Annotated in this window: 22 protein-coding genes; 9 read left to right on the forward strand and 13 right to left on the reverse strand. The window is 72.9% G+C overall.

Annotated elements, in window-relative coordinates; genetic code table 11:
• Positions 1 to 10: 10 nt before the first annotated feature.
• Complete coding sequence (locus OOK34_RS02130) at positions 11 to 934, reverse strand: LLM class F420-dependent oxidoreductase (protein ID WP_267032155.1); 924 nt, start codon at positions 932 to 934, stop codon at positions 11 to 13.
• 149 nt (positions 935 to 1,083) lie between these two features.
• On the opposite strand from OOK34_RS02130, the gene OOK34_RS02135 reads away from it, so the two are divergent.
• Positions 1,084 to 1,590, forward strand: coding sequence for a DinB family protein (locus OOK34_RS02135; protein WP_267032156.1), 507 nt, complete (start codon positions 1,084 to 1,086; stop codon positions 1,588 to 1,590).
• 256 nt (positions 1,591 to 1,846) lie between these two features.
• Positions 1,847 to 2,116: a hypothetical protein gene (locus OOK34_RS02140; protein WP_267036938.1), complete on the forward strand. Its 270-nt coding sequence runs from the start codon at positions 1,847 to 1,849 to the stop codon at positions 2,114 to 2,116.
• Between the two features lie 35 nt (positions 2,117 to 2,151).
• Here OOK34_RS02140 and OOK34_RS02145 read toward each other — a convergent pair whose 3' ends face one another.
• The 4 genes from OOK34_RS02145 to OOK34_RS02160 all read right to left on the reverse strand — a co-directional run bounded on the left by OOK34_RS02145 (position 2,152) and on the right by OOK34_RS02160 (position 4,942).
• On the reverse strand, positions 2,152 to 2,637 hold the full coding sequence (locus OOK34_RS02145; protein ID WP_267032157.1) for a DUF6099 family protein: 486 nt from the start codon (positions 2,635 to 2,637) through the stop codon (positions 2,152 to 2,154).
• Between the two features lie 122 nt (positions 2,638 to 2,759).
• The gene (locus tag OOK34_RS02150) at positions 2,760 to 3,149 is read right to left on the reverse strand and encodes a nucleotide pyrophosphohydrolase (protein WP_267032158.1); all 390 of its coding nucleotides are present in this window, start codon (positions 3,147 to 3,149) and stop codon (positions 2,760 to 2,762) included.
• On the reverse strand, positions 3,146 to 4,480 hold the full coding sequence (locus tag OOK34_RS02155) for an ATP-binding protein (RefSeq protein ID WP_267032159.1): 1,335 nt from the start codon (positions 4,478 to 4,480) through the stop codon (positions 3,146 to 3,148). The genes OOK34_RS02150 and OOK34_RS02155 overlap by 4 nt, the downstream gene beginning before the upstream one ends.
• 66 nt (positions 4,481 to 4,546) lie before the next feature.
• Entirely contained in the window at positions 4,547 to 4,942 is a 396-nt protein-coding gene (locus OOK34_RS02160; RefSeq protein WP_267032160.1) for a cell division protein SepF, read from the reverse strand.
• Positions 4,943 to 5,040: 98 nt separating this feature from the next.
• Here OOK34_RS02160 and OOK34_RS02165 point away from each other — a divergent pair, with 98 nt between their 5' ends.
• From OOK34_RS02165 to OOK34_RS02175, 3 genes are all read left to right on the forward strand, one after another.
• Entirely contained in the window at positions 5,041 to 5,706 is a 666-nt protein-coding gene (locus tag OOK34_RS02165; RefSeq protein WP_267032161.1) for a TetR/AcrR family transcriptional regulator, read from the forward strand.
• Between the two features lie 43 nt (positions 5,707 to 5,749).
• The gene (locus OOK34_RS02170; RefSeq protein WP_267032162.1) at positions 5,750 to 6,487 is read left to right on the forward strand and encodes a DUF2470 domain-containing protein; all 738 of its coding nucleotides are present in this window, start codon (positions 5,750 to 5,752) and stop codon (positions 6,485 to 6,487) included.
• Positions 6,488 to 6,549: 62 nt separating this feature from the next.
• Positions 6,550 to 7,470, forward strand: coding sequence for an NADP-dependent oxidoreductase (locus OOK34_RS02175; protein WP_267032163.1), 921 nt, complete (start codon positions 6,550 to 6,552; stop codon positions 7,468 to 7,470).
• Between the two features lie 83 nt (positions 7,471 to 7,553).
• Here the strand turns inward: OOK34_RS02175 and OOK34_RS02180 are convergent, their stop codons facing one another.
• Genes OOK34_RS02180 through OOK34_RS02205 form a run of 6 tightly spaced genes read right to left on the reverse strand, consistent with a single transcriptional unit; the run spans position 7,554 to position 13,347 of the window.
• A complete protein-coding gene (locus OOK34_RS02180; RefSeq protein WP_267032164.1) occupies positions 7,554 to 8,891 on the reverse strand; it encodes an LLM class flavin-dependent oxidoreductase in 1,338 nt (445 codons plus the stop codon).
• Positions 8,892 to 8,950: 59 nt separating this feature from the next.
• The gene (locus tag OOK34_RS02185; protein WP_267032165.1) at positions 8,951 to 9,898 is read right to left on the reverse strand and encodes an ABC transporter permease; all 948 of its coding nucleotides are present in this window, start codon (positions 9,896 to 9,898) and stop codon (positions 8,951 to 8,953) included.
• Entirely contained in the window at positions 9,895 to 10,728 is an 834-nt protein-coding gene (locus OOK34_RS02190; protein WP_267032166.1) for an ABC transporter ATP-binding protein, read from the reverse strand. The genes OOK34_RS02185 and OOK34_RS02190 overlap by 4 nt, the downstream gene beginning before the upstream one ends.
• 6 nt (positions 10,729 to 10,734) lie before the next feature.
• The gene (locus OOK34_RS02195; RefSeq protein WP_267032167.1) at positions 10,735 to 11,778 is read right to left on the reverse strand and encodes an ABC transporter substrate-binding protein; all 1,044 of its coding nucleotides are present in this window, start codon (positions 11,776 to 11,778) and stop codon (positions 10,735 to 10,737) included.
• A gap of 21 nt (positions 11,779 to 11,799) precedes the next feature.
• The gene (ssuE, locus tag OOK34_RS02200) at positions 11,800 to 12,363 is read right to left on the reverse strand and encodes an NADPH-dependent FMN reductase (protein WP_267032168.1); all 564 of its coding nucleotides are present in this window, start codon (positions 12,361 to 12,363) and stop codon (positions 11,800 to 11,802) included.
• Positions 12,364 to 12,417: 54 nt separating this feature from the next.
• Positions 12,418 to 13,347, reverse strand: coding sequence for a TauD/TfdA family dioxygenase (locus OOK34_RS02205; RefSeq protein WP_267032169.1), 930 nt, complete (start codon positions 13,345 to 13,347; stop codon positions 12,418 to 12,420).
• Positions 13,348 to 14,769: 1,422 nt separating this feature from the next.
• Between OOK34_RS02205 and OOK34_RS02210 the strand changes: the two genes are divergently transcribed.
• The 3 genes from OOK34_RS02210 to meaB are packed head-to-tail and all read left to right on the forward strand — an operon-like array spanning position 14,770 to position 19,830.
• The gene (locus tag OOK34_RS02210) at positions 14,770 to 16,635 is read left to right on the forward strand and encodes a methylmalonyl-CoA mutase family protein (protein WP_267032170.1); all 1,866 of its coding nucleotides are present in this window, start codon (positions 14,770 to 14,772) and stop codon (positions 16,633 to 16,635) included.
• On the forward strand, positions 16,632 to 18,830 hold the full coding sequence (scpA, locus tag OOK34_RS02215; protein ID WP_267032171.1) for a methylmalonyl-CoA mutase: 2,199 nt from the start codon (positions 16,632 to 16,634) through the stop codon (positions 18,828 to 18,830). Before OOK34_RS02210 ends, scpA begins: the two co-directional genes overlap by 4 nt.
• A gap of 13 nt (positions 18,831 to 18,843) precedes the next feature.
• Positions 18,844 to 19,830 carry a methylmalonyl Co-A mutase-associated GTPase MeaB gene (gene meaB / locus OOK34_RS02220; RefSeq protein WP_267032172.1) on the forward strand — a complete coding sequence of 329 codons (987 nt, stop codon included), beginning with the start codon at positions 18,844 to 18,846 and terminating at the stop codon, positions 19,828 to 19,830.
• A 40-nt stretch (positions 19,831 to 19,870) separates the two neighbouring features.
• Here meaB and OOK34_RS02225 read toward each other — a convergent pair whose 3' ends face one another.
• A complete protein-coding gene (locus OOK34_RS02225; RefSeq protein WP_267032173.1) occupies positions 19,871 to 23,254 on the reverse strand; it encodes an NACHT domain-containing NTPase in 3,384 nt (1,127 codons plus the stop codon).
• A gap of 72 nt (positions 23,255 to 23,326) precedes the next feature.
• Positions 23,327 to 24,328 carry an asparaginase gene (locus tag OOK34_RS02230; protein ID WP_267032174.1) on the reverse strand — a complete coding sequence of 334 codons (1,002 nt, stop codon included), beginning with the start codon at positions 24,326 to 24,328 and terminating at the stop codon, positions 23,327 to 23,329.
• Positions 24,329 to 24,450: 122 nt separating this feature from the next.
• Here OOK34_RS02230 and OOK34_RS02235 point away from each other — a divergent pair, with 122 nt between their 5' ends.
• Positions 24,451 to 24,906, forward strand: a complete 456-nt coding sequence (locus OOK34_RS02235) for an Lrp/AsnC family transcriptional regulator (RefSeq protein ID WP_267032175.1) — start codon at positions 24,451 to 24,453, stop codon at positions 24,904 to 24,906.
• Positions 24,907 to 25,099 lie beyond the last annotated feature (193 nt).

Here is a 25,099-nt window from a genome sequence, read left to right on the forward strand (position 1 = left end):
CTCCCGCCCCCTAACCGAGCTGGGACAGCACCCGGGCGGAGATCAGCTCCATGTGGTCCAGGTCGTCGAGGTCCAGGAGCTGGAGGTAGACGCGCGAGGAACCGATGGCCGCGTAGGTGCCGAGCTTCTCGACCACCTCGTCCGGGGAGCCGGCCAGGCCGTTGGCCTTCAGCTCGTCCACCTCGCGGCCGATGGCGGCGGCGCGGCGGGCGACCTCGGCGTCGTCCTTGCCCACGCACACCACCAAGGCGTTGGAGTAGACCAGTTCCTCCGCCTTGCGGCCCGCGTCGGCGGCGGCCGCCTTGACCCGGGCGAACTGCCGCCGGCTGTCCTCGACCGAGGCGAACGGCATGTTGAACTCGTCCGCGTACCGGGCGGCGAGGCGCGGGGTGCGCCGCGCGCCGTGGCCGCCGATGAGCACGGGCACCTTGGCCTGGGCCGGCTTGGGCAGGGCCGGGGAGTTCTCCACCTGGTAGTGGGTGCCCCGGTAGTCGAAGGTGGCGCCGGGCTCGGTGGCCCACAGGCCGGTGACGATGGCCAGCTGCTCCTCCAGCCGGGCCATCCGCTCCGCCGGGAAGGGGATCCCGTACGCCTTGTGCTCCTCCTCGAACCAGCCCGCGCCCAGGCCGAGTTCCACCCGGCCGCCGGACATCTGGTCGACCTGCGCCACCTGGATCGCGAGGACGCCGGGCAGCCGGAAAGTACCGGCCGTCATCAGCGTGCCCAGCCGGATCCGCTTCGTCTCCCGGGCCAGGCCCGCGAGGGTGATCCACGCGTCGGTGGGACCCGGCAGCCCGTCGCCGGAGCCCATCCGCAGGTAGTGGTCGGAGCGGAAGAACGCTCCGAAGCGGAGTTCTTCGGCGGCTTTGGCGACGCGGAGCAGAGTGTCGTATGTCGCGCCCTGCTGGGGTTCAGTGAAGATCCGAAGTTCCATACCTCCATACTGCCGGTCCGGCGCGCAGCCGCCGTGATCTTGCTGGTACGGAAGAGCGACAACGGACGCGGGACCGGCCGCCCGGCAGGGGGCGGGCCCGTCGTTAAATGCCTCGACATCGGTCGCGGTGATCGGGGACGCTTCGTGCGATGACCAGAATCGACGACACGCCGCCCGCGTGGGACGAGCGCACCCAGCTCACCACGTTTCTCGACTACACACGTGACACCGCCCGCACCAAGTGCGACGGCGTCTCCGCGGAGAACGCCCGCAAGGCGCTCCTGCCGGGCTCACCGCTGATGACCATGAGCGGATTGATCAACCACCTCCGCTGGGTCGAGTACTACTGGTTCCAGGTGGTCTTCCTCGGCGAGGAAGACCAGGGCCCCTGGACCGAGGAGGACCCCGACCGCGAGATGCGCATCGCCGTCGACTTCCCGCTCACGCGGTTGCTCGACGAATACGCGGAACAGAGCGCCCGCTACCGCGAACTGGTCGCCGGGAACAGCCTGGACACCCAGGCCAAGGGAGCCCACCGCGACGGTCTCCATGTCGACCTGCGCTGGATCCTCCTTCACCTCACCGAGGAGACGGCCCGCCACAACGGCCACCTGGACATCCTGCGCGAGATGCTCGACGGCCAGACCGGCAACTAGATCCGGCGGAGATCCACGCACCCCATCCTGCCGTTCCCGCCGGTTCGCGGCGTTCGGCCAACGGTGGTCGGTATCGCTGGGAACGGTGAATCTCCGTCAACCGGAAGGTCCACCCGACGCCCCGCCAGTGACCAGGGAGGATGGGGATCGTTTCCTCCGACGGAGCCGGACCGCCCGGCCCGCGCGCCGGCGGACCGTCGCCGGTGCGTCCACCGCCCCCTTCCGCACCGGAAGGGCCAGGGCCGAGGAGGCCGCCATGTCCCACGAGTCCGTGCCAGAGCATCCCGGACAGACCGGACAGGCAGCACACGACCATGCACGCCAGGAGTCCGCGGTACCCGCCCAGGGCGGCGCGCCGAAGGGCCTGCTGCAGCAGATGGAAGAGCTGATGGCGGCGCTGAACGCCGACCTGTCGCAGCTCGACGCAGACCTCCAGCACTCCGCGGACCGCACTCCCCCGGCCACGCCGGGCGCGCCGGGCGGCCGTACGTACGAGGGTGAGCGCCACTCCGACCGGTCCTTCTGACCGTGCGCGGGTCCCGTCGTGCGCGGCGGGACCCCTCAGACCACCCCCGAGGCCGACCCCCGCTCCCGTACCGCCATGCGGCGCAGCAGGGCCCGCACCCGGTCGCTGGACTCGTCCGCCGCGTCGATCGACTCTATGCACTGCCAGTACAGGCTCTCGTCGTCCGTGGCGCAGGCCACTCCGACGAGCGCTATGCCGACCTCGCCGAGCAGCGCCTGGAGCCCGAGCAGCGCCTGCCGCGCATCGGCCACCTCGGTCAGCTGCGCCGCCCTCGGCGGCTGTTCGGGCGGTCTGCCCTCACCGCGCAGGGCCGCCCGGTCGATGGCCCCGCAGCCTCTGCCTCCCGCTTCCCCCAGTCCCCGTGCCTCCGCTCTCAGCTCCGGCGGCCCGGTGACCGCCAGCCAGCTCCCCACGCCCTGCGCGAGCGCCTGGGCCTGCCAGGCCTCGCCCACGATGTCCCACGCAGCCCCGCTCTGTGCCAGCGCGTGCCGGCCGGCCGCGATGAGCCGTACCGCATCCATATGCCGTCCCCCGTCCGCACGACATCCCGCCGTTTTCCACTACCCAGAGTGAAGGCAACGAGCCAGTAAAGCCAGGGGTATTCGGAAATCTGTGGACACAAACATGGTTGTGGACGACGCCATCACTCCGAAGAGTGACGATCTGGTGTCGAAGTACCGGTTACCGGGAAGCGGCGCTCGTTCCTCTCGATCTTCGCGGCCAGCGCATCCAGCACATCCACCCCGAGAACCTCACAGAACTGCAGCAGATACGCCATGACGTCGGCGACCTCGTCGGTCACCCGGTGTGCGCTTTCCGGCTTCTCCATGACCGCCGCCGACTGTTCCGGCGTCAGCCACTGGAAGATCTCGACCAGTTCGGAGGCCTCCACGCTCAGGGCCACGGCCAGGTTCTTGGGCGTGTGGTACGGGGCCCAGTCCCGGGCGGCCGCGAAATCGGCCAGCCGGCGCTGGAGTTGGTACAGCCGTTCTGCGTGCGGGTGTTCGGGCCCGTCGTCCGTGGGAACGCTCATGGGGACAGGTCTACCACTGAGACGCCGGGGAGCCCCCGTCCGGTTCCCGCGGTGTCCTCGCCGACCGCCGCCACCAGCCGGATGTGGCCGCGTGCGCCGGAGAGCAGCGCCAGGCGCAGCAGTTCGGCGCCCTGGCGCCGGTCCAGGCTGCGGTCGAGGCCGTCGGCGAGGACGGTCAGCGCCTGCCGGGCGGAGAGCAGTTCGGCGGCCGGGTCCACGGCGAGCACCCCGGGTCCGGTGAGCAGGGCGAGGGCCAGCGCCAGGAAGCGCAGCTCGCCCGCGCCGAGCCGGGCCAGGTCGGTGGCGGGGCGGCCGGGGCCGCGGTCGAGCACGGCGGTCACGGGCCCGGCACCGTCGGCGGGGGCCCGCAGCCCCAGCCCCGCCACCGGGCCGGCGCACCCGGTCCGCGCCGCCTCGGCCAGCAGCGCGTGGCGGGTGCCGCACTCGTGCCGGGTCCGGCGCAGTACGTCGGCCAGGTTGGCGCAGTCGACCCGCAGCCGGCCCTCCCCGGGCGGGACGGGCGCCCGCATCCGGTCGGGGCGGGGGTCGCAGGGGAACACCGAGCGCAGCGCGACCACCACCTGCTCGGCGGCGGCCAGCACCCGGCGCTGTCCGGCCGTGGCCCCGGCGACGCGCAGCGGCAGCAGGGCGGTGCCGAGCCGGTCGTCGGGCAGCGCGGCGCGGGTGACGCCGATGGTGCCGCCGGTGAACCAGGCGGCTTCGACGGAGCGCCGGCGCGGGTCGCGCAGGGCGGTGCTCAGCAGGATCTGGCCGTCCTGGGAGAGCCGTTCGCCGGCGATGCGCAGCCCGGGCTCGGCCTGCACGGCGAGGTCGAGGCGGACGGGGCCGGCCGGGCCGTCGACGGTGCAGCCGATGCGGAAGCCGCGCCGCCCGTCGCGGTCGGGGGCGGCCCGGTCGGGCACCCGGGCCAGGGGGTCGGGAAAGACCTCGTGCAGGGTGGCTCCGGAGGCGAGCCGGGCCAGGGCCCCGTAGGCGTCCAGGGCCTGGGACTTGCCGCTGCCGCTGGGGCCGGCGAAGAGGGTGACGGGGCCGAGCGCGAAGGACGCCGCCCGGTGCGCCCCGAAGGCGGACAGCCGCAGTTCGGTGACGGCGGGCCGGGGCGGACCGGCCCCGGCGGGGTCGGCCCCGGCAGGGTTGGCCCCGGCGGGGTCGGCCCGCGGAGCGGGATCTGCGGCGGCACGGGGCTGCGTACCAGCGGCGGGGTCGGCGGCCCCGCGTAACGGGGTGCCGACGGAAGTATCGGCGCACGGCGGTGTACCGGTCGGGGCGGCGGGTGCGCCGGGCCCCGCCGTGTCCAGGGTGGCGTCCATGGCCGGACGGTACGGTCCGCCGGGCCGCCCGGGGGCCCGCCGAACCGTTCACTCGCCCCGACCTTCCTACGATCGGGGGACGGCAGCCGCCGCGATCCCCTCGACCTCGGTCCCGACCGGCGCCAGCAGGAAGACGTTGCGGTCGACCCGGTGCATCCCGCTGCCCAGGCCGAAGACCACGCCGCTGCTGAAGTCGAGGATCCGCTTGGCCACTTCGCTGTCGGCGCCGGTGAGGTCCAGCAGCACGGGGATCTGTGCGATCAGATACTCCGCCACCTCCCGCGCGTCGGCGAAGATCTGAACCCGGATCACCACGAAGCGCCGCTGTTCCGCCGCGACCGCCCCGGGGGCCTTGGGGATGGTGCGGTGGTCCACCCGGGAGGGCCATTCGTTGCGACTGCGCAGGGGTACCACCTGCGCGAGTCCCTCCCACTGTTCGTCGGTGACGTCGTACCTGCTCACCGGGCCGCCTCGGCCGTGCGCTTCATGTGCATCCCCCCATCCTCTCGTGTTTCACCCGTTCAGCCCAACACCGACACGAAGCACGTAGGGTCGCCGCCATGACCAATGGCGACGAGGTCCGCACGCTACGCGACATCACGGGCGCCGGTCCCGCCCGGCGTGCCGCGCCGGGGGACGGCGGGCGGCCCCCGAGGCCCCGGCAGCGCGAGGACGCGATCCGCAACCACGCCCAGATCCTGGCCGCCGCCGAGCAGTTGTTCACGGAGCGGGATCCCCGCAGCGTGACGATGGACCTGATAGCCAAGGCCGCCGGGGTCGGCCGGGCCACCCTCTACCGCCGCTTCCCCGATCCCGCCTCCGTCGCCGGCGCCCTCCTCGAGGAGCACGAGCGGATCCTGCGGGGGCGCCTCGCCTTCGGCCCGCCTCCGCTGGGGCCGGGCGCTCCCCCGGCGCAGCGGCTGGCGGCCTTCTACACGGCGGCCCTGGAGTACCTGGAGCGCCACCTTCCGCTGGCCCTCGGCAGCGGTCCGGGGCCGGCCCGGTTCGCGGGCGGTACGTACCGGCACTGGCGCGAGCACGTCCGGGCCCTGCTCGTGGAGGCCGGGGCCGCGGATCCCGACGTCAGCGTGGACGCCCTGCTCAGCCCGCTCGCCCCGGAGGTCTACCAGTTCCAGCGGCACACCCTCGGCTTTCCGCCCGCACGGATAGCCGAAACCCTCGGGCGGCTGGTTCGCGGGGTACTCCCCGACCCACAGATGGGTTAGGTTAGGCATACCTAAGTGAGCCCCTGATGAGGGAGAGATCCGCATGCGCCTGCCCGGTGCCCCCGCCGCCACGCCCGCCGCCCGGCCCACGGAGGCCGAGCTGGTCCGCTCCGTCCTGGCCGCCGCCCACTCGATGACGGTGGTCATCGACGGGGTGCGCCACGAGGTCCGCCGGCTCGACGGCGGGGACGTGCTCGGCCGGCTGCACCTGCACCCCGCCGCGCCTGCCGCCGGACACCCCGCCCCGCCGGCGGACGACGGGCTCCCCGCGATCCGGCTGGAGTTCACCGACGTCGCCCCGACACCCGTACGCGACCGGGTGCGCGCCCGCGTCACCGTACTGGGCCACCTCCTGACCCCCTGGGCCGACGAGAGCGGCGCCCCCGGGCACACCACCTGCGTGGAGTACGGCCGGGCGGTCCTGGAAACCGCGGACGGGACCTCGTACATCGGGCTGGAGGAACTGGACGGGGCCTGGCCCGATCCGCTGGCCCCGTACGAGGCGGGCATGCTCACCCACCTCCTCGACGACCACCCGGAGCTGGTGACCCTGCTGCTGCGGCTGGTGCGGCCCCTGCCCTCGGCCGCCGTCGTGCGCGCGCTGCCGCTCGCCCTGGACCGGTACGGGATCACCCTGCGCCTGGAGGAGCGCGCCGGGCACCGAGACGTACGGCTGCCCTTCCCCTCCCGGCTCGACGACGTGGACCAGGCGGGCACCCAGATCCAGGCCCTGCTCAGCGCGGCCCGCCGGCGCTCGCACCGCAACTCGCTTCCCGCCTGAGGACCGCTGGAGCCCGCACATCAAGCGGAATACCTTCCACCACCGGTTTCGTTGGCCCGTACATGAAGGCAATCACCTACACCAGCTACGGAACCCCCACCTCCTTAGCGCTCGTCGAGGTCCCCGAACCCAAGGTCGGGCCCGGCGAGGTCCTCATCCGCGTCAAGGCGGCCGGGGTCAACCCCGTGGACTGGAAGCTCGCCGCCGGGTTCCTCGGACACGTCCTCGAGGTCCGCCACCCCGTGATCCCCGGCTGGGACGTCGCCGGTGTCGTCGAGGCCGTCGGCCCGGACACCGACGACTACGCCGTCGGCGACGAGGTCTACGGATACGTCCGCAAGGAGTGGGTGCAGCTGGGCACTTACGCCGAGCTGGTCTCCGCGCCCGTCCGCACCCTCGCCCGCAAGCCCCGCACACTGACCTTCGAAGAGGCCGCCGGCCTCCCGCTGGCCGGGCTCACCTCCTACCAGGCGGTCACCCGCGCCGGGGTCACCGCCGGCCAGACCGTCGTCATCCACTCGGCCGCCGGCGGCGTCGGCTCGCTCGGCGTGCAGGTCGCGGTCTCCCTCGGCGCCCGGGTCATCGGCACGGCGGGCGCGCACCACCACGACTACCTGCGCACGCTGGGCGCGGAACCGGTGCTGTACGGGGACGGCGTGGACGAGCGGATCCGGGCGCTGGCCCCCGAGGGCGTCGATGTGGGGCTCGACTTCTACGGCGAGGGCGGCGTCGAGCTGCTCCAGTCGGTCGTCCGGGCGGGCGGCCCGGTGATCTCCGTCGCCGACAACGACGCCGGCGCCAAGGGCGCCAGGCACATCTGGGCGCGGGCCTCCAGCGCCGACCTCACCGCCCTCGCGGAGCTCGCCGACTCGGGCCGGCTCACCGTCAAGGTCGGGCACGTGCTGCCGCTGGCGGACGCCGCCACGGCCTGGGAACTGAGCGCCGCGGGCCGCACCAAGGGCAAGATCGTCCTCACGGTCTGAGCGAAACGTGCGCGGGGCGCCCGGAGTTCCCCCCTCCAGCCGCCCCGCACGCCGTCCTCAGCGGTGATCGGTGAGGTGACCGCTCACGCGTGCTCCCGGGTATGGCGGTTGGCGGGGCGCGGCAGTCCGTAGTTGTCCCGGAGGGTGCGTCCGGTGTACTCGGTGCGGAACAGGCCGCGGGCCTGGAGTACCGGCACGACGTGGTCGACGAAATCGGTGAGGCCGGTGGGCAGGACCGGCGCCATGATGTTGAAGCCGTCGGCGGCTCCCCGCGTGAACCACTCCTCCAGCTGGTCCGCGATCTGCTCGGGGGTGCCGGCGAAGACGCGGTGGCCGCGGCCCGCGCCGAGGCGGGCGATCAGCTCGCGCACGGTGAGCCCGTCGCGGCGGGCGATCTCGGCGACGAGCGTGAAGCGGCTCTTGTTGCCGTTGATGTCCCGCTCCTCGGGGAGTTCGGGGAGCGGGCCGTCGAGGTCGGCGCCGGTGAGGTCGGTGCCCAGCATCCCGGACAGCTGGGCGAGCCCGTACTCGGGGACCTGGAGGTCGGTGAGCTCCTGCTCCAGGGCCTTCGCCTCGGCCTCGGTGGAGCCGATGACCGGGGCGATCCCGGGCAGGACGAGCAGCTCGTCCTCGGTGCGGCCGTGGCGGGCGAGGCGGGACTTGAGGTCCTTGTAGAAGGTCTGGCCGTCGGCCAGGGTCTGCTGGGCGGTGAAGACCGCCTCGGCGTACTGGGCGGCGAACTCCTTCCCCGATTCCGAGGATCCGGCCTGCACGAGCAGCGGGTACCCCTGCGGGGAGCGCGGTACGTTGAGCGGTCCGGCGACCCCGAAGTGCTCGCCGCGGTGGGCGGCGGGGTGGAGCTTGTCGGTGTCGGCGTAGATGCCGCGCTCCTTGTCGAGGACGATCGCGTCGTCCTCCCAGCTGTCCCAGAGCTTGGTGGCGACGTCGAGGAACTCGCGGGCGCGCTCGTAGCGCAGGCCGTGCTCCAGGTGCTCGTCGCGGTTGAAGTTGCGGGCCTCGTCGACGCTGCCGGAGGTGACGATGTTCCAGCCGGCGCGGCCGCCGCTGATGTGGTCGAGCGAGGCGAACTTCCGGGCCAGGTTGTAGGGCTCGTTGAAGGTGGTGGAGACGGTGGCGATGAGCCCGATGTGCTCGGTGACGGCGGCGATCGCGGAGAGCAGGGTGAGCGGTTCGAAACCGCCCAGCGCGTTGTAGCGGGCCTTGCCCCAGAGGGCGACCCCGTCGGCGAAGAAGATGGAGTCGAGCCTGCCGCGCTCGGCGGTGCGGGCCAGTTCCTGGAAGTAGCCCAGGTCGGTGACGCGCTCCGGGGTGCTCGCGGGGTGCCTCCAGGCGGCGTCGTGGTGGCCGGCGTTCATCAGGAAGGCGTTGAGGTGGAGGGTACGGGGGCGGGGTGCGGGCATGTCTGTTCCCTGGGTGGATGGACCGGCTGGGGTGGGGGTGGGGGCGCGGGTGGGGCGGGTCAGGCGGGGACGCGCCAGAGGCTGAGGCGGCGTTCGATGGTGACCAGGACCTGGTTGAAGGCCACCCCGATCGCCGAGATCGTGACGATCCCCGCGTACATCTGGGGGATGGCGAAGTTGAACTGCGAGGCGTTGATCAGGTACCCGAGCCCCGCCTTGGCGCCGATCATCTCGGCGGCCACGAGAACCAGGATCGAGACGGCTCCCGCCAGGCGGATGCCCGTGAAGACGGCGGGTACCGAGGACGGCAGGATCACCTTCTGGAAGAGCCTGGGGGTGGACAGGTCCATCGACCGGGCCAGCCGGACCAGGGTGGGGTCGGCGTTGCCGACGGCGCTGATGGTGTTCAGCAGGATCGGCCAGACGCAGGCGTAGACGACGATCGACACCTTCGAGGTCTCACCGATGCCGAGCAGCAGGACGAAGACCGGCAGCAGCGCGAGGGCCGCCGTGTTGCGGAACAGCTCCAGCAGCGGGCCGAGGAACGCGGCGAGGGGCCGGTACCAGCCGATCAGCAGGCCGAGCGGGACCGCCACCGCCACGGCGATGGCGAAGCCGCCGAACGAACGGGTGAGGCTGGCCCGGACGTGCTCGCCGAGCTGCCCGTCGCCGAGCAGCTCCCACCAGGCCCGGGCCACCTCGCTGGCCGGCGGCAGGAAGGTGGCGTCGGTCAGGCCGAGCCGGGGCGCCGCCTCCCACAGCGCGAGCAGGGCGAGGATCGCCGCCGACCGCAGCAGGGCGGCCCGCAGCCGGCGCAGTACGGCCGCTGCCGGACCGGCGCCGGGCCGGGCCGCGCGCTGCGGGGCCGTCCGCGGCGGGGCCGGGCGGGCGGGCTCCGGGCGCGCGGAGGTGCGTACGGCCCCTGCGGGGGCGGTGGGTTTCGCAGCGGCGGGGGGTGCTGTCGTGTCCGGCGCGGCCAGGGCGGCGGCAGGGGTGTCGGTGCTCATACGGTGGCCTCTTCCTTCTCCAGCTGCTGGGCGCGGGCCACCTCGTCGTGGAGCAGGGTCCAGATCTCGTGGCGGTAGCGGGCGAACTCCGGGCTGGACCGCAGGTCCTCGCCGGTGGCCCCGGTGGAGCGGCCGCCGAAGGAGACCGGGACCACCTCCTTGACGCGGCCCGGGCGGGAGGTGATGACGGCCACCCGCTGCCCGAGGTACACGGCCTCCTCGATGCCGTGCGTGATGAAGACGACCGTCTTGCCCGTCCGCTGCCAGATGCGCCGCAGCTCGTCCTGGAGGGACTCGCGGGTCTGTGCGTCGAGCGCGGCGAAGGGTTCGTCCATGAGCAGCACGTCCGGGTCGTACGCCAGCGAGCGGGCGATCGCGACCCGCTGGCGCATGCCGCCGGACAGCTCGTGGGGGTGGCGGTCCTCGAAACCGCCGAGGCCGACCAGGTCCAGGAACTCCCGGGCCTTCGCGGCTCGTTGACGGCGGGGGACGCCGGTGGCCTCCAGGCCGAATTCGACGTTGCCGAGCGCGGTGCGCCACGGCAGCAGCGCGTACTGCTGGAAGACGGTGCCCCGGTCCAGGCCGGGCCCGGTGACCGGCTCGCCGTCCAGCAGGATGCGGCCGGAGGTGGGCCGGGTGAGTCCGCCGAGGAGGTCGAGGAGGGTGGACTTGCCGCAGCCGCTGGGGCCGACGACGACCAGGAACTCGCCCGCCCCGATCTCCAGGTCGATGCCGTCGAGCGCGGTGAACTCGCGCGGGCCGCCGCCGCGGCCCTTGCCGTCCTTGGTCGGGAAGGTCTTCGTCACCGCGTCGAACACGATCTTGGCCATGCGGGTTCAGCCCTTCCCCTGGTCGTTGAACTCGTTGGTGTAGAGGCCGGCGGCCGTGAGCCGGCCGGGCTTGATCTCGCCGCGCTCGGCGAGCCAGTCCAGCCAGAGCTGGAACTCCTTGTCCTCGATCCGGCCGCCCCGCCCGGCGACCCCGTACGAGCGCCAGAACCGGAGCGTCGAGGTGTCCTCGTTGCGGCCGCGCTTGCGGACGATCTCGGTCTGGCGGGCGATGACCTCCTCGCGCGGGGTGGAGCGCGACCATTCGATGGCCTTGCCGACGCCGGTCACGAAGGTGCGGACGGTGTCCGGGTTCTCCTTCACGAACCGCTCGGTCATCACGTACGAGCCCGCGCTGAACCGGCCGAGCAGGTCGAAGTCGCTGAACAGCGGTCTGATCCCGCCGGCCTCCACGGCCTTGTCGCGCAGTACGTTGCTGAGCACGCCGACCTCGATCTGCCTCTGGCGCAGTACCTGCTCGGTGTTGACGGGCGGCACGACCAGCGCCTCGACCTTGGCGGCCTCGGCCTTGGAGATGCCGTTGCGGCTCAGGTAGACGTCGAGGAGGGCCTGGGAGTGTGCGCCCAGGGTGTTCATGCCGACCTTCTTGCCGAGGAGGTCGCGGGCGGAGCGGATCGGGCTGTCCTCGAGGACGTAGTAGCCGCTGTACACGTCCTGGTCGACGCCGTAGTAGGAGATGACGGCCTTGATGGGGGCGTTGCCGGCGGCGAGTTTGACGATGGCGCCGTTGAAGGCTCCCCCGAAGTGGATCTGGCCGGTGGCGGCGGACTGGATGTCCTGCGGGCCGCTGATGGTGTTGCCGACCCACTCCAGCTTGAGGTCGCCCAGGTAGCCCAGGTCGGCGGCCAGCTCCGGAAGGGTGACGTAGCCGACGTTGCCCTGGTACTTGAGGGTGGTGACCTGGCTGCCGGAGCGGCCGGAGCCGCCTCCGGTGGCGGTGGCCGTGCCGCAGCTCACCGCGGCCGCCGAGATGCCGAGCAGGGTGAGGAACTGGCGCCGGGAGCGGGTGGTCGGGCTGGGTGCTGCGGGCATGGCGGGTCCTTGTGGGTGTGGCTACGGGGCGGTGGTGAGGGCGGTGGCGGGGGCTCCGGCGAGGCGCAGGGCCTCGGCGAACTCGTCGACGGCCTGGAAGAGGTCCAGTTCCGCCTCGGGGCGCAGCCGGTCCGGGCCGGCTCCGCGCTCGACGGAGGAGTCGAGGACGAACCGCCCCGCGGTGACGTGCCGGGCTCCGAGGGCGGCGAGGACCGGGCGCAGGGCGTAGTCGAGGGTCAGGACGTGGGCGAGGCTGCCGCCGGTGGCGAGGGGCAGGATCGTTTTTCCGGCCAGGCCGTCCTGCGGGAGCAGGTCGAGGAAGGCCTTGAGCAGCCCGGTGTACGAGGCCTTGTAGACCGGGGTCGCGATGACCAGGCCGTCGGCTTCGGCGACGGCCTCCAGGGCGCGGCGGATCTCCGGCTCGCCGCGCCGGGCGGAGAGCAGATCGGCGGCGGGGAGCGTGCGTACGGAGAGGTGGGCGGTCTCGAACCCGGCGTGGGAGAGGCGGTGCAGCACGTGGTCGGCGACGACGGCGGTGCGGGAGTGGGCGGAGGGGCTGCCGGTGAGGGCGAGCAGCTTGGGCACGGGGGCGCTCCGTTCTGCGGCGGGCGGCGGGCTGGGGCTGACGGGTGCTGCGGGTCAGGCGACGGTCGAGGCTCCCGAGGCGATGCCGAAGGCCGGGTCCGGGACGGCCTCCGGGCTGATCAGGCGGGAGGGCACCCCGTCGGGGCCGACCGGGACGTCGCCGTCGACGGTGACGCGGCGCAGGGTGCGCTCGTGGTCGTCGGAGTCGTCGACCCCGTAGTGCTGGGTGGCGCGGTTGTCCCAGATCGCGACGTCGCCGGTCCGCCACTGCCAGCGGACGGTGTTCTCGGGGCTCTCGATGTGGGTCTGGAAGAGGTCGAGGAGGGCGCGGCTGTCGCGGCCGGTGAATCCCTGGATCCGCTGGACGAAGTTGCCGAGGAGCAGGGTGCGTTCGCCGGTCTCGGGGTGGACGCGGACCACCGGGTGCTCGGTGAGGAAGGTGGTGGAGGTGAACACCTCGCGGTACTGGGCGAGGGCCTCGGGGAGGGCGTCGGGCTTGAGGGCGGCGTAGTCGTACTCGTTGGAGTGGACGGCGCGCAGGCCGTCGGCGAGGGCGCGGAGCGGCTCGGGGAGGTGGGAGTAGGCGGTGGCGGTGTTGGCCCAGAGGGTGTTGCCGCCGTACGGGGGGATGGTGACGGCGCGGAGGATGGAGAAGGCGGGGTAGGCGGGGACGAAGGTGACGTCGGTGTGCCACTGGTTGGCGCGGGCGCCGTGGTGGGAGTCGATGCCGAGGGCGTAGCGGCCGTCGGCCGAGGGGACGGTGGGGTGCGCGACGGGCGTGCCGAGCAGCTGGGCGAAGGCCTCGTGGCCGGCCTCGTCGAGGTGGTCCTGGCCGCGGAAGAAGACGACCTTGTGGGCGAGGAGGGCGCCGCGGATCTCGGCGACGGTCTCGGCATCGAGCCCGCCGCCGAGGCGGACGCCGCCGATCCCGGCCCCGATGCGGCCGCCGAGGCGGGTGACGGTGGTGGCGGTGGTGGTGGTCATGGGGACTCCTTGGGAGTGCGGATGGCCTGGCCGGCCGGGGAAGGGGACCTCTGGGCTGGCCGCCCGGAGGCTGCGGCGGTGGCCCTCGGCCGGGCCGGGCCGGCCGGGGGCGGGGCGGGGCGGGTGGTACGGATGGCTCCGGCCTGACCGGCCGGGGCGTGACGGCGCTCCCGGCCGGGCGGACCGGAGGCTGGCTGCTCGACAGGCCTCAGCCCTGGCCGGGGGCCGAGGGAAGCGGACGGACGGCTCCCGGCCTGACCGGTCGGGGGCGATGGGCGGGTGGGCCTGGGCCTGTGCGGCCCCAGGGGGCTGCCGGGCCGGAGGTTGCGTGGCCGGTCTCGGGACCGGCCGGCCCCGAAGGGGACGGAACGGGGACGGCTCTCGGCCTGGCGGCCGGGGCCTGCGACGGCTGACCCCGGGCGGGCGGACCCGTTCGGGCCGACCGAGCCGACGGGGCCGACCGGGGTAACCGGACTGACCGGGGTAACGGGGTAACCGGGGTAACCGGACTGACTGGGGTGACCGGGCCGACCGGGGTGACTGGGGTGACCGGACTGGCTGGGGCGACCGGATCGACTGACGGGGCCGACCGGACTGACGGGGCCGACCAGGTCGGCGGAATGGTCCGGCTCCGCCGAGGTGGGGCCCTGGGGTTCGGGTGTCGCGGGGCCCGGGGCCTGGCGGCGGGTCCGGTTTCGGTGGCGCTGGCCGGCGGGCCCGCCCCTCGTGCCCCGGAGGCTGCGGGCCGGTCCGGGGTGCGGGTGCCACGCCCGGGACCCCCGCTAACCCCGGTGCCGTGGATCGCACGGCGGGTACCCGGGGAGCCTCGGCGAGGCGGGGGAGATCCGAACGAGACGGCCCGGGTCCGAGCCCCGCCGCGCAGGCCTCAGGCGGCAGGCCCGGGGTACCGGCGGTTTCGGGCCGTCGGAGTCACGCGGCCGGGGCCCGGGCGCCTGGGCGGGCGGGGGTCAGGCCCCGAGGGGGGCCGGACAGCGGCCCGGACACCGGCCCGGCGCGGTACAGAGGCCGGGGGTGTGGAGCCGCGGGGCGAGGTGCTCGTTCGCGGTCATGGCTCGGAGCCTGTCAGCGCCCCCGCCCCGGGTCAACCCCCGCCCCGCACCCCGCCGGATACCCACCACACCCACGCTGACCTGCGAGTTCCCCCTCGCCCAGCGGCTGAAAACCCATGGCTGGATTTCACGGCCCCGCAACGCGCCCGCCACGCACCACCCCGCACGGGCGCAACGGCCCGGAGGGAGCGACGCCCGATTACGGGACACACCCAGGCACATCGACAGCACGGCGGGGCCGCCGGGCCGCCGGCCCGTCAAGGACACGGCACGGCCGGGGCTCATCTGAGAGGGGGAGATCACATCCGATGGTCCTTCTCTCGCTTTAGCGGGCGCACCTAGCATTCGAGCCATGACGGTCCTGCCTGACGACGGGCTCTCCCTGGCCGCCGAGTTTCCTGACGCGACACATGAGCAGTGGCAACGCCTGGTCGAGGGCGTACTGCGCAAGTCCGGCAAGGAAGTATCCGGCGAGGCAGCGGAAGCAGCGCTTTCCACGAAGCTCGAGGACGGGCTCATCACCCGCCCGCTGTACACGGCGCGCCCCGATGGGGACGCCCCCGACACCGGCTTCCCGGGCTTCGCGCCCTTCGTGCGTGGTGGTACCCCCGAGGGCACCAGCGCCTCGGGCTGGGACGTGCGCCAGCGGCTCGCGGGCAGTGATCCGGTACGGATCAACGAGGCGGCCCTCGCCGACCTCGAGAACGGCACCACCTCCCTGTGGCTGACCGTCGGCCACGGCGGCATCCCGGCCGAGGGCCTGGGCCGGGCCCTGGACGGGGTCTACCTCGACCTCGCGCCGGTCGCCCTGGACGCGGGCGCCGCGTACGCCGACGCCGCCCGGGCACTGCTCGACCTGTACGCGGCGCGCGAGGTGGCCCCGCAGGCCGCCCGCGCCGCGCTCGGCATCGACCCGCTGGGCCACGAGGCCCGTACCGGTGAGGCCCTGGACCTGGCGCCCGCCGCCGAACTGGCCCGCGAGACGGCCGCTTCCTGGCCGGGCGTGCGCGCGCTGACCGTCGACGCCCTGCCGTACCACGAGGCGGGCGGTTCGGCCGCCGAGGAGCTGGGGCTGTCCCTGGCCACCGGGGTGGCGTACCTGCGCGCCCTGACCGACGCCGGGCTGAGCGCCGAAGCCGCCTTCGGGCAGCTGGAGTTCCGCTACTCCGCGACCGCCGACCAGTTCCTGACCATCGCCAAGCTGCGCGCCGCGCGCCGCCTGTGGGCCCGGGTCGCCGAGGCCTGCGGGGCCCCGGAGGCGGGCGCCCAGCGGCAGCACGCCGTCACCTCGCCGGTGATGATGACCCGCCGCGACCCGTGGGTGAACATGCTGCGGACCACCGTCGCCTGCATGGCGGCGGGCGTGGGCGGCGCGGACTCCGTCACCGTGCTCCCCTTCGACGGCGAACTGGGCCTGCCGGACGCCTTCGCGCGCCGCATCGCCCGCAACACCTCGACCATCCTGCTCGAGGAGTCGCACCTGGCCCGGGTGATCGACCCGGCCGGTGGCTCGTACTACGTCGAGCGCCTCACCGACGAACTGGCCCATGCCGCCTGGGAGTTCTTCCAGACCGTCGAGCGGGCGGGCGGCCAGGCCGCCGCGCTGCGCTCCGGGCTGGTCGCGGAGCGGCTCGCGGCCACCTGGGCGGCGCGCTCCAAGAAGCTGGCCACGCGCCGCGAACCGGTCACCGGTGTCAGCGAGTTCCCGCTGCTGTCGGAGAAGCCCGTCGTACGCGAGCCCGCGCCCGCGGCGCCGTCCGGCGGTCTCCCCCGGGTGCGGCGCGACGAGGCGTACGAGGCCCTGCGCGCCCGCAGCGACGCGCACCTGGAGGCCACCGGCGCCCGGCCGCGGATCTTCCTCGCCGCGCTGGGCCCGGCGTCCGCGCACACCGCGCGCGCCACCTTCGCCTCCAACCTCTTCCAGGCGGGCGGTATCGAGCCCGTGCACGACCCCGTGTCGGTGGACGCGGCGAGCGCCGCCGAGGCGTACGCGGCGAGCGGCGCGGACGGCGTGACGGTGCTGTGCTCCAGCGACGCGCTCTACGAGGAGCAGGCCGGGGCGGTGGCCGCCGCCCTGCGCTCGGCGGGCGCGACGACCGTGTTCCTCGCGGGCAAGCCCGGCACCTCGGCCGGCGCCGTGGACGAGTACGTCTTCGCCGGCTGCGACGCGGTCGCCGTGCTGTCCTCCGTACTCGACCGGATGGGAGTCTCGTCTTGAGCATCCCCGATTTCTCCGAACTCGCCCTCGGCGCGGGCCCGCGCGGCGCCACCGAGGACCAGTGGCGGGCGGCGGTGAAGGAGTCCACCGGGACCGCCACCGGCGACCTGCTGTGGGAGACCCCCGAGGGCATCGGCGTGCAGCCGCTGTACACCGGACGGGACCTGGAGGGCCTGGACTTCCTCCAGACCTACCCGGGCGTGGCCCCGTACCTGCGCGGCCCGTACCCGACGATGTACGTCAACCAGCCCTGGACGATCCGGCAGTACGCCGGCTTCTCCACGGCCGAGGAGTCCAACGCCTTCTACCGGCGCAACCTCGCGTCCGGCCAGAAGGGCCTGTCGGTGGCCTTCGACCTGCCGACGCACCGCGGCTACGACAGCGACCACCCGCGGGTGACGGGCGACGTCGGCATGGCGGGCGTGGCGATCGACTCGATCTACGACATGCGGCAGCTGTTCGACGGGATCCCCCTCGACAAGATGTCGGTGTCGATGACGATGAACGGCGCGGTGCTGCCGGTCCTCGCGCTCTACATCGTGGCGGCGGAGGAGCAGGGCGTCTCCCCCGACAAGCTCGCCGGGACCATCCAGAACGACATCCTCAAGGAGTTCATGGTCCGCAACACCTACATCTATCCGCCGAAGCCCTCGATGCGGATCATCTCCGACATCTTCTCCTTCACCTCGCAGAAGATGCCGCGCTACAACTCCATCTCGATCTCCGGGTACCACATCCAGGAGGCGGGGGCCACGGCCGACCTGGAGCTGGCGTACACCCTCGCGGACGGGGTGGAGTACCTGCGCGCCGGACAGGGCGCCGGACTGGACGTGGACGCGTTCGCGCCGCGCCTGTCCTTCTTCTGGGCGATCGGCATGAACTTCTTCATGGAGGTCGCGAAGCTGCGCGCGGCCCGCCTGCTGTGGGCGCGCCTGGTCAAGCAGTTCGACCCGAAGAACGCCAAGTCGCTGTCACTGCGCACCCATTCGCAGACCTCCGGCTGGTCGCTGACCGCGCAGGACGTCTTCAACAACGTGACCCGTACGTGCATCGAGGCGATGGCGGCGACCCAGGGGCACACCCAGTCGCTGCACACCAACGCCCTCGACGAGGCCCTCGCGCTGCCGACGGACTTCTCGGCGCGCATCGCCCGCAACACCCAGCTGCTGCTCCAGCAGGAGTCGGGGACCTGCCGGTCGATCGACCCGTGGGGCGGCAGCGCGTACGTCGAGAAGCTGACGTACGACCTGGCCCGGCGCGCCTGGCAGCACATCGAGGAGGTCGAGGCGGCCGGCGGCATGGCCCAGGCCATCGACGCGGGCATCCCGAAGCTGCGCGTGGAGGAGGCCGCCGCCCGTACGCAGGCGCGGATCGACTCCGGCCGCCAGCCGGTGATCGGCGTGAACAAGTACCGGGTGGAGAACGACGAGCAGATCGACGTGCTCGTCGTCGACAACTCCTCGGTGCGCGCCCAGCAGATCGCCAAGCTGCGGCGGCTGCGCGAGGAGCGCGACGAGTCCCGCACCCAGGACGCGCTGCGCGCGCTGACGAACGCCGCCGAGCGCGGGGCCGGCCAGGGCCTGGAGGGCAACCTCCTCGCCCTCGCGGTGGACGCGGCACGGGCCAAGGCGACCGTCGGTGAGATCTCGGACGCACTCGAGAAGGTGTACGGGCGGCACGCGAGCCAGATCCGTACGATCTCGGGTGTGTACCGCACCGAAGCAGGCGAGTCCCCGTCCGTGGAGCGCACCCGTGCGCTCGTCGACCGGTTCGAGGAGGCGGAGGGCCGCCGTCCGCGCATCCTGGTCGCCAAGATGGGCCAGGACGGCCACGACCGCGGCCAGAAGGTGATCGCGACCGCCTTCGCCGACCTGGGCTTCGACGTGGACGTCGGCCCTCTGTTCCAGACCCCCGCGGAGGTGGCCCGCCAGGCCGTCGAGGCGGACGTCCACGTGGTGGGCGTCTCGTCGCTGGCGGCCGGCCACCTGACCCTCGTACCGGCGCTGCGCGAGCAGCTGGCGGAGGAGGGGCGCGAGGACATCATGATCGTGGTGGGCGGTGTCATCCCGCCGGCCGATGTCCCGACCCTGCTGGAGATGGGCGCGACGGCGGTGTTCCCGCCGGGCACGGTCATCCCGGACGCGGCCCACGACCTGGTGACGCGGCTGGCCGCGGATCTGGGCCACGAGCTGTAGGCGGGCGCCGGGTATGCCCCCGAAGATCGACATCGACGTGTACGCGAAGGGCGTGCTCGACGGGAAGCGCGCGCACATAGCGCGCGCCATCACCCTTGTCGAGTCCACCCGGGCGGACCACCGCACCCTGGCGCAGCGGCTGTTGACGGAGCTGCTCCCCCACACGGGGAAGGCGCGCCGGATCGGCATCAGCGGGGTTCCGGGGGTGGGCAAGTCCACCTTCATCGACGCGTTCGGCACGATGCTGACGGGCCTGGGGCACCGGGTGGCCGTCCTCGCGGTCGACCCCTCCTCCACCCGTACGGGCGGCTCCATCCTGGGCGACAAGACCCGGATGGAACGCCTGGCGGTGGACCCGGCGGCCTTCGTGCGCCCCTCCCCGTCGGCGGGGACCCTGGGCGGGGTGGCGAAGGCCACGCGCGAGTCGATGATCGTGATGGAGGCGGCGGGCTACGACGTCGTCCTCGTGGAAACGGTCGGCGTCGGCCAGTCCGAGACCACGGTCGCGGGGATGGTCGACTCCTTCCTGCTCCTGTCCCTGGCCCGTACGGGCGACCAGCTCCAGGGCATCAAGAAGGGCGTCCTGGAGCTGGCGGACGTCCTCGCGGTGAACAAGGCGGACGGCCCGCACGAGCGCGACGCGAAGGCCGCCGCCCGGGAGCTGTCGGGCGCGCTGCGCCTGATGCACCCGGTGGACGCGGCGTGGACCCCACCGGTCCTCACGTGCAGCGCCCGCGAATCGGCCGGCCTGGACGAGGTCTGGAACCGCCTCGAACAGCACCGGGTGCTGCTGGAGGCGGGCGGCCGGCTGGCGGCGAAGCGGGCCGCGCAGCAGGTGGAGTGGACCTGGTCGATGGTCCGCGACGAACTGCTGGAACGCCTGCGCGCGAACCCCTCCGTACGGGAGCTGGCCCCGTCCCTCGAAGCCGGCGTCCGCGCGGGCACCGTCACCGCCACGTCGGCGGCGGACCGGATCCTGGCGGCGTTCGCGGGGGGCTGAGCGGTCGGCGTGGGCCCGGGGTGCCGGGCCCACGCCGGGATCACCCGTTGGCCGGGCTCCCCCACCTGAAGGCCACGTGCGGCAGCAGGTCGACACCGCGGACGCGATCACGGTCCGCATGGACGTAGACGTCCTCAAGCGCGGTCAGTTCGGCCAACGGCGCGATGTCGATGTCCCCCTCCGTGGTGAGGTCGCCCATGAACCGGCAGTCCTCCAGCATGGGGAACACGGCGGGCAGCCGCCGGATGGCAGCCTGGAGGGCTCCCTCCCCGCCACCACCGTCGAGGACCAGGCAGACGACGTCCGGCAGGGTCACGTCCGCCGGCAGGGTGGCGAACGACGAGGCGGACGCCTTGAAGTAGATGAGGGGCAGGGCGTGGATTTCCCGCCAGTCCGCGGCCGAGACCGGACTGGACGCCGGATTGAGTTGCAGGTGGCTCAGACCGGAGAACGCCCCCAGTCCCTTGAGCCCGTTCGCGGGACTCGCCCCGCCGGAGACGATGAGCACGCCCAAGGGGGCGTCCGTGGGCAGTTCCGTCACGGACCAGCTCATGCCGTCAGGACCGTCGATGCTGAGGAAGTCCAGCACCCGCAGCTCGGAGACCGCGCGCAGGTCGAAGTCCGGTCGGGGAGTGGTGATGTCGAGTTGCGCGACCGGCATCCCACGGATCGCGGACAGGTCCTTCAGCTCCGGGCAGTCGATGAGCGAGAGGGACGTCGGGGCGCGTTCCCCCGCCAGGAAGGACAGATCCGACACGGAGGCACCCTGGAGCGCGAAGTGTGCGGGGCTGCACCGGCCGAGGAACCCCGTCAGGGCCTGCAAGGACACGCCACGCCTGATGTCCAGGCTGTCCGGACGGATTCCGAGGCGCTCCAGCTGCTCCAGCTGTTCGTCGGACCGGATGGTGTAGAGCAGATCGGCCGGGTCCAGGCGGGCGATGACCTCGTCCGCGTAGCCGGCGCAATCGAAGCGCGCCCAGGTCCACATGAGCTGCGAACGCACCTGGCGGTAGGGATGCCGGGCGAACTGCGCGAGGAAGGGGACCGCGGCCTCCGACGCGATGTGTGAGGCCGTGATCACCACGTGGTACGCGTCCATGCCGACGAGGTTCACAGGGCCCGGGAGGAGGCCCAGGACCAGCGGTCCGACCTCGGCCAGGGCTCGGGCTTCCTCCTCGTTCCGCGGCGGGATGAGGGTGGCGGTGCGCGCTTCCACCTCCGCGCGTACCTCGGGAGCGAGCGTGGTCGCGTGTTCGAGGCAGGCCGCCGCCAGCAGGTAGACGCGTGCCTGGGTGCGCCGGTCGGAGGAGCGGTCGCCCAGGGCGAGCAGGTCGCGGAAGACGGCCACGCGCTCGGCCGGCCGGGCGAGGGCGACCGCCATCCGGATGACGTCCTCCCACTGGTCGTCGCCGGCGTGGTCGGTGAGGAGTCCGAAGTCGCCCTCCTCCACGGCGGCCTGTGCGCCGAGGAAGTCCTGGAAGGTACGGTGGACGAAGTCCACGGTGTCGGGGGCCGGTTCGCGGAGCAGTCCGCTGCGCTGGAGGAAGTGCTCGAAGACCTCGGGTGCTCCGCCCAGGGTGGCCGCCTGCGGTACGGCGGGCAGGGCCCGGGCGATGATGTCCTCGGCGCGCGAACGGTCCATCTCCGTACGGCCGTTCTTGATCAGCCAGTACGCGAGCCGCTGGAGCAGGTCGAGTTGCGGGGCCTCCGGGAGGTCCGGGACGCGCATGTCGCGCTGGCGGTCGCGGCGGCTCAGCAGCATGGAGAGCGCGGCCTGGTAGAGCTCCTTGCGGCCGTGGGGGAGATAGCCGCCCCTGTCGCGGTGAAGTGCGCAGATCAGGCCGCACATCAGGGGGTTGGTGGCGAGCCGGCCGAGATCGGGCTTGAGACGTACGGCGGTGAGGAGCTGGGCCTCGTACGCCTCCAGCTCCTCGTCCTCGGCCGTGCCCTGGCGGGCCGCCGCGTGCCAGCGCTTGATGAAGGTGGCGATCTCGGCGGGGCCCATCGCGGAGAGGGTCAGCTCGGTGAAGCCGTCCTCGGCGAGCCAGTCCATGCCGACGGCGGAGGGGCGGGAGGTGACGAGCCAGCGGTTGTCGCCCCCGTAGAGGTCCATCAGGTCCCGCAGCCAGCTGCGGGTGCGCTCGCGCTCGCGGTCGGGGACCTCGTCGATGCCGTCGATGAGGACCAGTCCGCGCCCTGCTGCGAGGACGCGGTGCGCCCAGCCGTCGGGCTGGCTTCCGCTGAGCATGCAGCCGGCGGCGGTGAGGAAGTCCCGGGGCTCGGGGAGCCGTTCGCCGTGACGGGTCAGCGTGCGCAGGGGCAGGACGAAGGGGATGCGGTCCTCGAGGTACGCCATCTGCGGGGAGAGGTCCTGCCGGGCGGCGGAGACGGCCAGCCACTGCACCAGGGTGGTCTTGCCGGAGCCGGCTTCGCCGCGGAGCAGGACCCGGTGGCTGCCGGCCAGGGCCTGGTCGGCGGGCTGTGGGGCGAAAGCGCCGGCCAGCAGCTGCGCCAGGGTGGACCGATCGACTTCGCCTTCAGCCACCATCCGGGCCCGACGGGTCACGGTCTGGGCCCAGTCGGCAGCCTGCCAGGCCAAGGTCGAGGCAACGCGAACGTCGGGGTCCGGGGTCGGTGCTTCACCCTCGGCAACGGACTCCGACAGCTCACCTTCGGCCAGGACGGCCCACTTCCGCACTGCCCGCACGTGCCGCCACCGCGCCGTCACCTCCAGGCTCAAGTACGCCGCGTCCAGCGGCCACCGCTTCGGGGAGTTGCCGAGGTCGATGCCGTAGATCTCCAGCTTGGCGTGCTTCTTCGCCACATACGGGAGGTACTCCTGCTCGAACGCGGCGTCCTCCGCCCCCGGCAAGGGATCGCGGCGGATCAGTTCGTCCACCTTCGCCGTCAGTTCCCCGATCCCCCGGGTCTGCTCCACCAGGGCGTGGGCCACGAAGGTCGAGCGCTGCGTGAAGAAGTGCAGGATGTGCAGGCAGGCGGCTTCGAGCAGTCGCTCGTAGAAGTACGTGCCGTCGGCGGTCAGTTCGCGGTCGGGACGCCCCGCGGCGCGGCGCAGCTCGCGGGCGAAGGCCGCCGAGCCGAGGCGGACCGCGTCCAGGTCGCTGAGGGTGAGGTCGCCGAGGGCGTGCAGGGTGGTGGCGAGGGCGTCGGCTACGGCCTGCTGTTCGTCGGCGGCGATGGGGCGCTCGCCCGTACGCAGTGCCTGGCGGACCAACTTCGCGGCGAGGGTGCGCAGATCGGACTCCGTGAGGGAGCGCTTCTCGCCGGTGAACGACACGTAGCCGGAGATCCGGATCGGCTTGTCGACGAGTCCGGCGCCGCCGCCCTCGGTGACGAAGAGCTTCCTGACGAGCGGGCCGATGGCCGCCGAGGCCAGTCGGGTGCCGATGATCCCGGGCTCCATGCGTCCCCCTGCAACGTCGCGACCGTTGCGGAGATCCTAGTGGCGCCCGGGGCCCGTCCCCTCGGAGAAACGTTACGCCTCGACCAGGACCGGGTCGGGGGCGCCGAGGGCCGCGCGCAGGGCGCGGTTCCGGTCGGCCGGGTCGGTGGCGGAGAGGAGCGCCGCGAGGACCGCGATACGGGCCTGGCCGGCGCGGAGGGTGCCGGTCGGGACGGCTCCGGCGGCGACGAGGTCGACCGCGCCGCCGTGCGTGTAGATCTCGGTGACCGGGCCGGCCGCGACCCGCGTGGTCAGGGCGACGAGCACACCGCGGGCGACGGCGGCCCGTACGGCTTCGACGATCTCGGGGGTGGCGTTGCCCGCGCCGGTGCCGACGAGGACGATGCCCCGGGCGCCGGCCTCGACGGCGGCGTTCAGCAGCAGCGGGTCGCCGTCGGCGTGGTGCATCACCATGTCCACGCGCGGCGGCAGCTCCGGCATGGCGGGCAGCGCGAGGGGGGCCGGGCGCTCGGGGTGGCGCAGCACGGTGACCCTGCCGAAGCCGATCTTGCCGAGGAGTTCCTTCGAGGGGTCCGCGAAGGCGTCCAGGGCCACGGCCTGCGTCTTGACGGTGCCGCGGGCGGCGTGCACCCGGCCCGCGAAGGTGATCAGGACGCCCAGCCCGCGCGTGTTCGCGGCGGTGAGCAGGGCGTCGTAGAGGTTGCCGGGTCCGTCGCCGTCGGCGGAGCCCATGGGGAGCTGCGAGCCCGTGAAGACGACGCTGCGCGCGTCGTGGTGGTGCAGGTCGACCAGGAAGGCCGACTCCTCGAGGGTGTCGGTGCCGTGGGTGACGACGATGCCGTCGACCCCGGGGTCGGCGAGGACCTCGTGGACGGTGCGCAGCAGGGTCAGCTGGTGGGCGGTGGTGAGGCGGGGGCTGTTCACGCTGAAGAGGTCCACGACCTCGACGGTGACGCCCTCGGGCAGCGGGGCGGTGGCCATGACCTCCCGGCCGTCCGCCTCGGCGGCGAAGCCCGAGCCCTTCCACCGACTGGCTATGGTCCCGCCGGTGCTGATGACGACGATGCGCCCCATGGCCACCCTTCCCGGATGCTCTCGTACATGTTTTCTGGAGAGGGCAATGATAGTGAGATCTACGCGCAATGCGATTGCGCGTTCTAGCACTCCTGTAACAAACGATGAGCGATAATTGCGCGATGGACGCCATTGATCGTGAAATCTTGCGCGAGCTCCAGCGCGACGGCCGGCTCAGCAACCAGGAGCTGGCCCAGCGCGTGGGCCTGACCCCCTCCCCCTGCATGCGCCGGGTGCGCCAGCTGGAGCAGGACGGGGTGATCCAGGGCTACCGCGCGGTGATCGACCCCGATGCGGTGGGCCGGGGGTTCGAAGTGCTGGTGTCGGTGGAGGTCCGCCGGGACCGGGAGGCCGTCGAGGCCTTCGAGGCGGCGCTCCAGGACATTCCCGACGTGGTCGAGGCCTACCGCCTCTTCGGCAGCCCCGGCTGCCTGCTGCGCATCGCCGTCGCGGACCTGCGCGCGTACGAGCGGCTGTGGATCGAGCGGCTCACCGCACTTTCAGGTGTCACCGAGGTGAACTCCCAGATCATCATGAAGCGGATCAAGGAGCCGACCGGCCTTCCCGTGGGGAACTGAGGAGTTCCGCAACGAACGCCCATTACCGCAAGTAATGTTCACGCCAAAGACATCAGGGGTGAACCCAACTTGTTCAGGCCGTGGAACGGGTTGGACTACTCACGGGTAGACGCTCACACTGCATGTGATCAACAAGCGTTGCTGGCACTGATGGGGGATCTACCAGCGTGCGACGATTCACATTCAACCTTCT

The sequence above is a fragment of the Streptomyces sp. NBC_00091 genome, assembly GCF_026343185.1.
Taxonomy (GTDB): domain Bacteria; phylum Actinomycetota; class Actinomycetes; order Streptomycetales; family Streptomycetaceae; genus Streptomyces.

What these genes read in the sequence shown, in the direction of transcription:
- OOK34_RS02130 (WP_267032155.1), bottom strand. Translation starts at nt 934, where the DNA reads ATGGAACTTCGGATCTTCACTGAACCCCAGCAGGGCGCGACATACGAC.
- OOK34_RS02135 (WP_267032156.1), top strand. Translation starts at nt 1,084, where the DNA reads ATGACCAGAATCGACGACACGCCGCCCGCGTGGGACGAGCGCACCCAG.
- OOK34_RS02140 (WP_267036938.1), top strand. Translation starts at nt 1,847, where the DNA reads ATGTCCCACGAGTCCGTGCCAGAGCATCCCGGACAGACCGGACAGGCA.
- OOK34_RS02145 (WP_267032157.1), bottom strand. Translation starts at nt 2,637, where the DNA reads ATGGATGCGGTACGGCTCATCGCGGCCGGCCGGCACGCGCTGGCACAG.
- OOK34_RS02150 (WP_267032158.1), bottom strand. Translation starts at nt 3,149, where the DNA reads ATGAGCGTTCCCACGGACGACGGGCCCGAACACCCGCACGCAGAACGG.
- OOK34_RS02155 (WP_267032159.1), bottom strand. Translation starts at nt 4,480, where the DNA reads ATGGACGCCACCCTGGACACGGCGGGGCCCGGCGCACCCGCCGCCCCG.
- OOK34_RS02165 (WP_267032161.1), top strand. Translation starts at nt 5,041, where the DNA reads ATGACCAATGGCGACGAGGTCCGCACGCTACGCGACATCACGGGCGCC.
- OOK34_RS02170 (WP_267032162.1), top strand. Translation starts at nt 5,750, where the DNA reads ATGCGCCTGCCCGGTGCCCCCGCCGCCACGCCCGCCGCCCGGCCCACG.
- OOK34_RS02175 (WP_267032163.1), top strand. Translation starts at nt 6,550, where the DNA reads ATGAAGGCAATCACCTACACCAGCTACGGAACCCCCACCTCCTTAGCG.
- OOK34_RS02180 (WP_267032164.1), bottom strand. Translation starts at nt 8,891, where the DNA reads ATGCCCGCACCCCGCCCCCGTACCCTCCACCTCAACGCCTTCCTGATG.
- OOK34_RS02185 (WP_267032165.1), bottom strand. Translation starts at nt 9,898, where the DNA reads ATGAGCACCGACACCCCTGCCGCCGCCCTGGCCGCGCCGGACACGACA.
- OOK34_RS02190 (WP_267032166.1), bottom strand. Translation starts at nt 10,728, where the DNA reads ATGGCCAAGATCGTGTTCGACGCGGTGACGAAGACCTTCCCGACCAAG.
- OOK34_RS02195 (WP_267032167.1), bottom strand. Translation starts at nt 11,778, where the DNA reads ATGCCCGCAGCACCCAGCCCGACCACCCGCTCCCGGCGCCAGTTCCTC.
- OOK34_RS02205 (WP_267032169.1), bottom strand. Translation starts at nt 13,347, where the DNA reads ATGACCACCACCACCGCCACCACCGTCACCCGCCTCGGCGGCCGCATC.
- OOK34_RS02210 (WP_267032170.1), top strand. Translation starts at nt 14,770, where the DNA reads ATGACGGTCCTGCCTGACGACGGGCTCTCCCTGGCCGCCGAGTTTCCT.
- meaB (WP_267032172.1), top strand. Translation starts at nt 18,844, where the DNA reads ATGCCCCCGAAGATCGACATCGACGTGTACGCGAAGGGCGTGCTCGAC.
- OOK34_RS02225 (WP_267032173.1), bottom strand. Translation starts at nt 23,254, where the DNA reads ATGGAGCCCGGGATCATCGGCACCCGACTGGCCTCGGCGGCCATCGGC.
- OOK34_RS02230 (WP_267032174.1), bottom strand. Translation starts at nt 24,328, where the DNA reads ATGGGGCGCATCGTCGTCATCAGCACCGGCGGGACCATAGCCAGTCGG.
- OOK34_RS02235 (WP_267032175.1), top strand. Translation starts at nt 24,451, where the DNA reads ATGGACGCCATTGATCGTGAAATCTTGCGCGAGCTCCAGCGCGACGGC.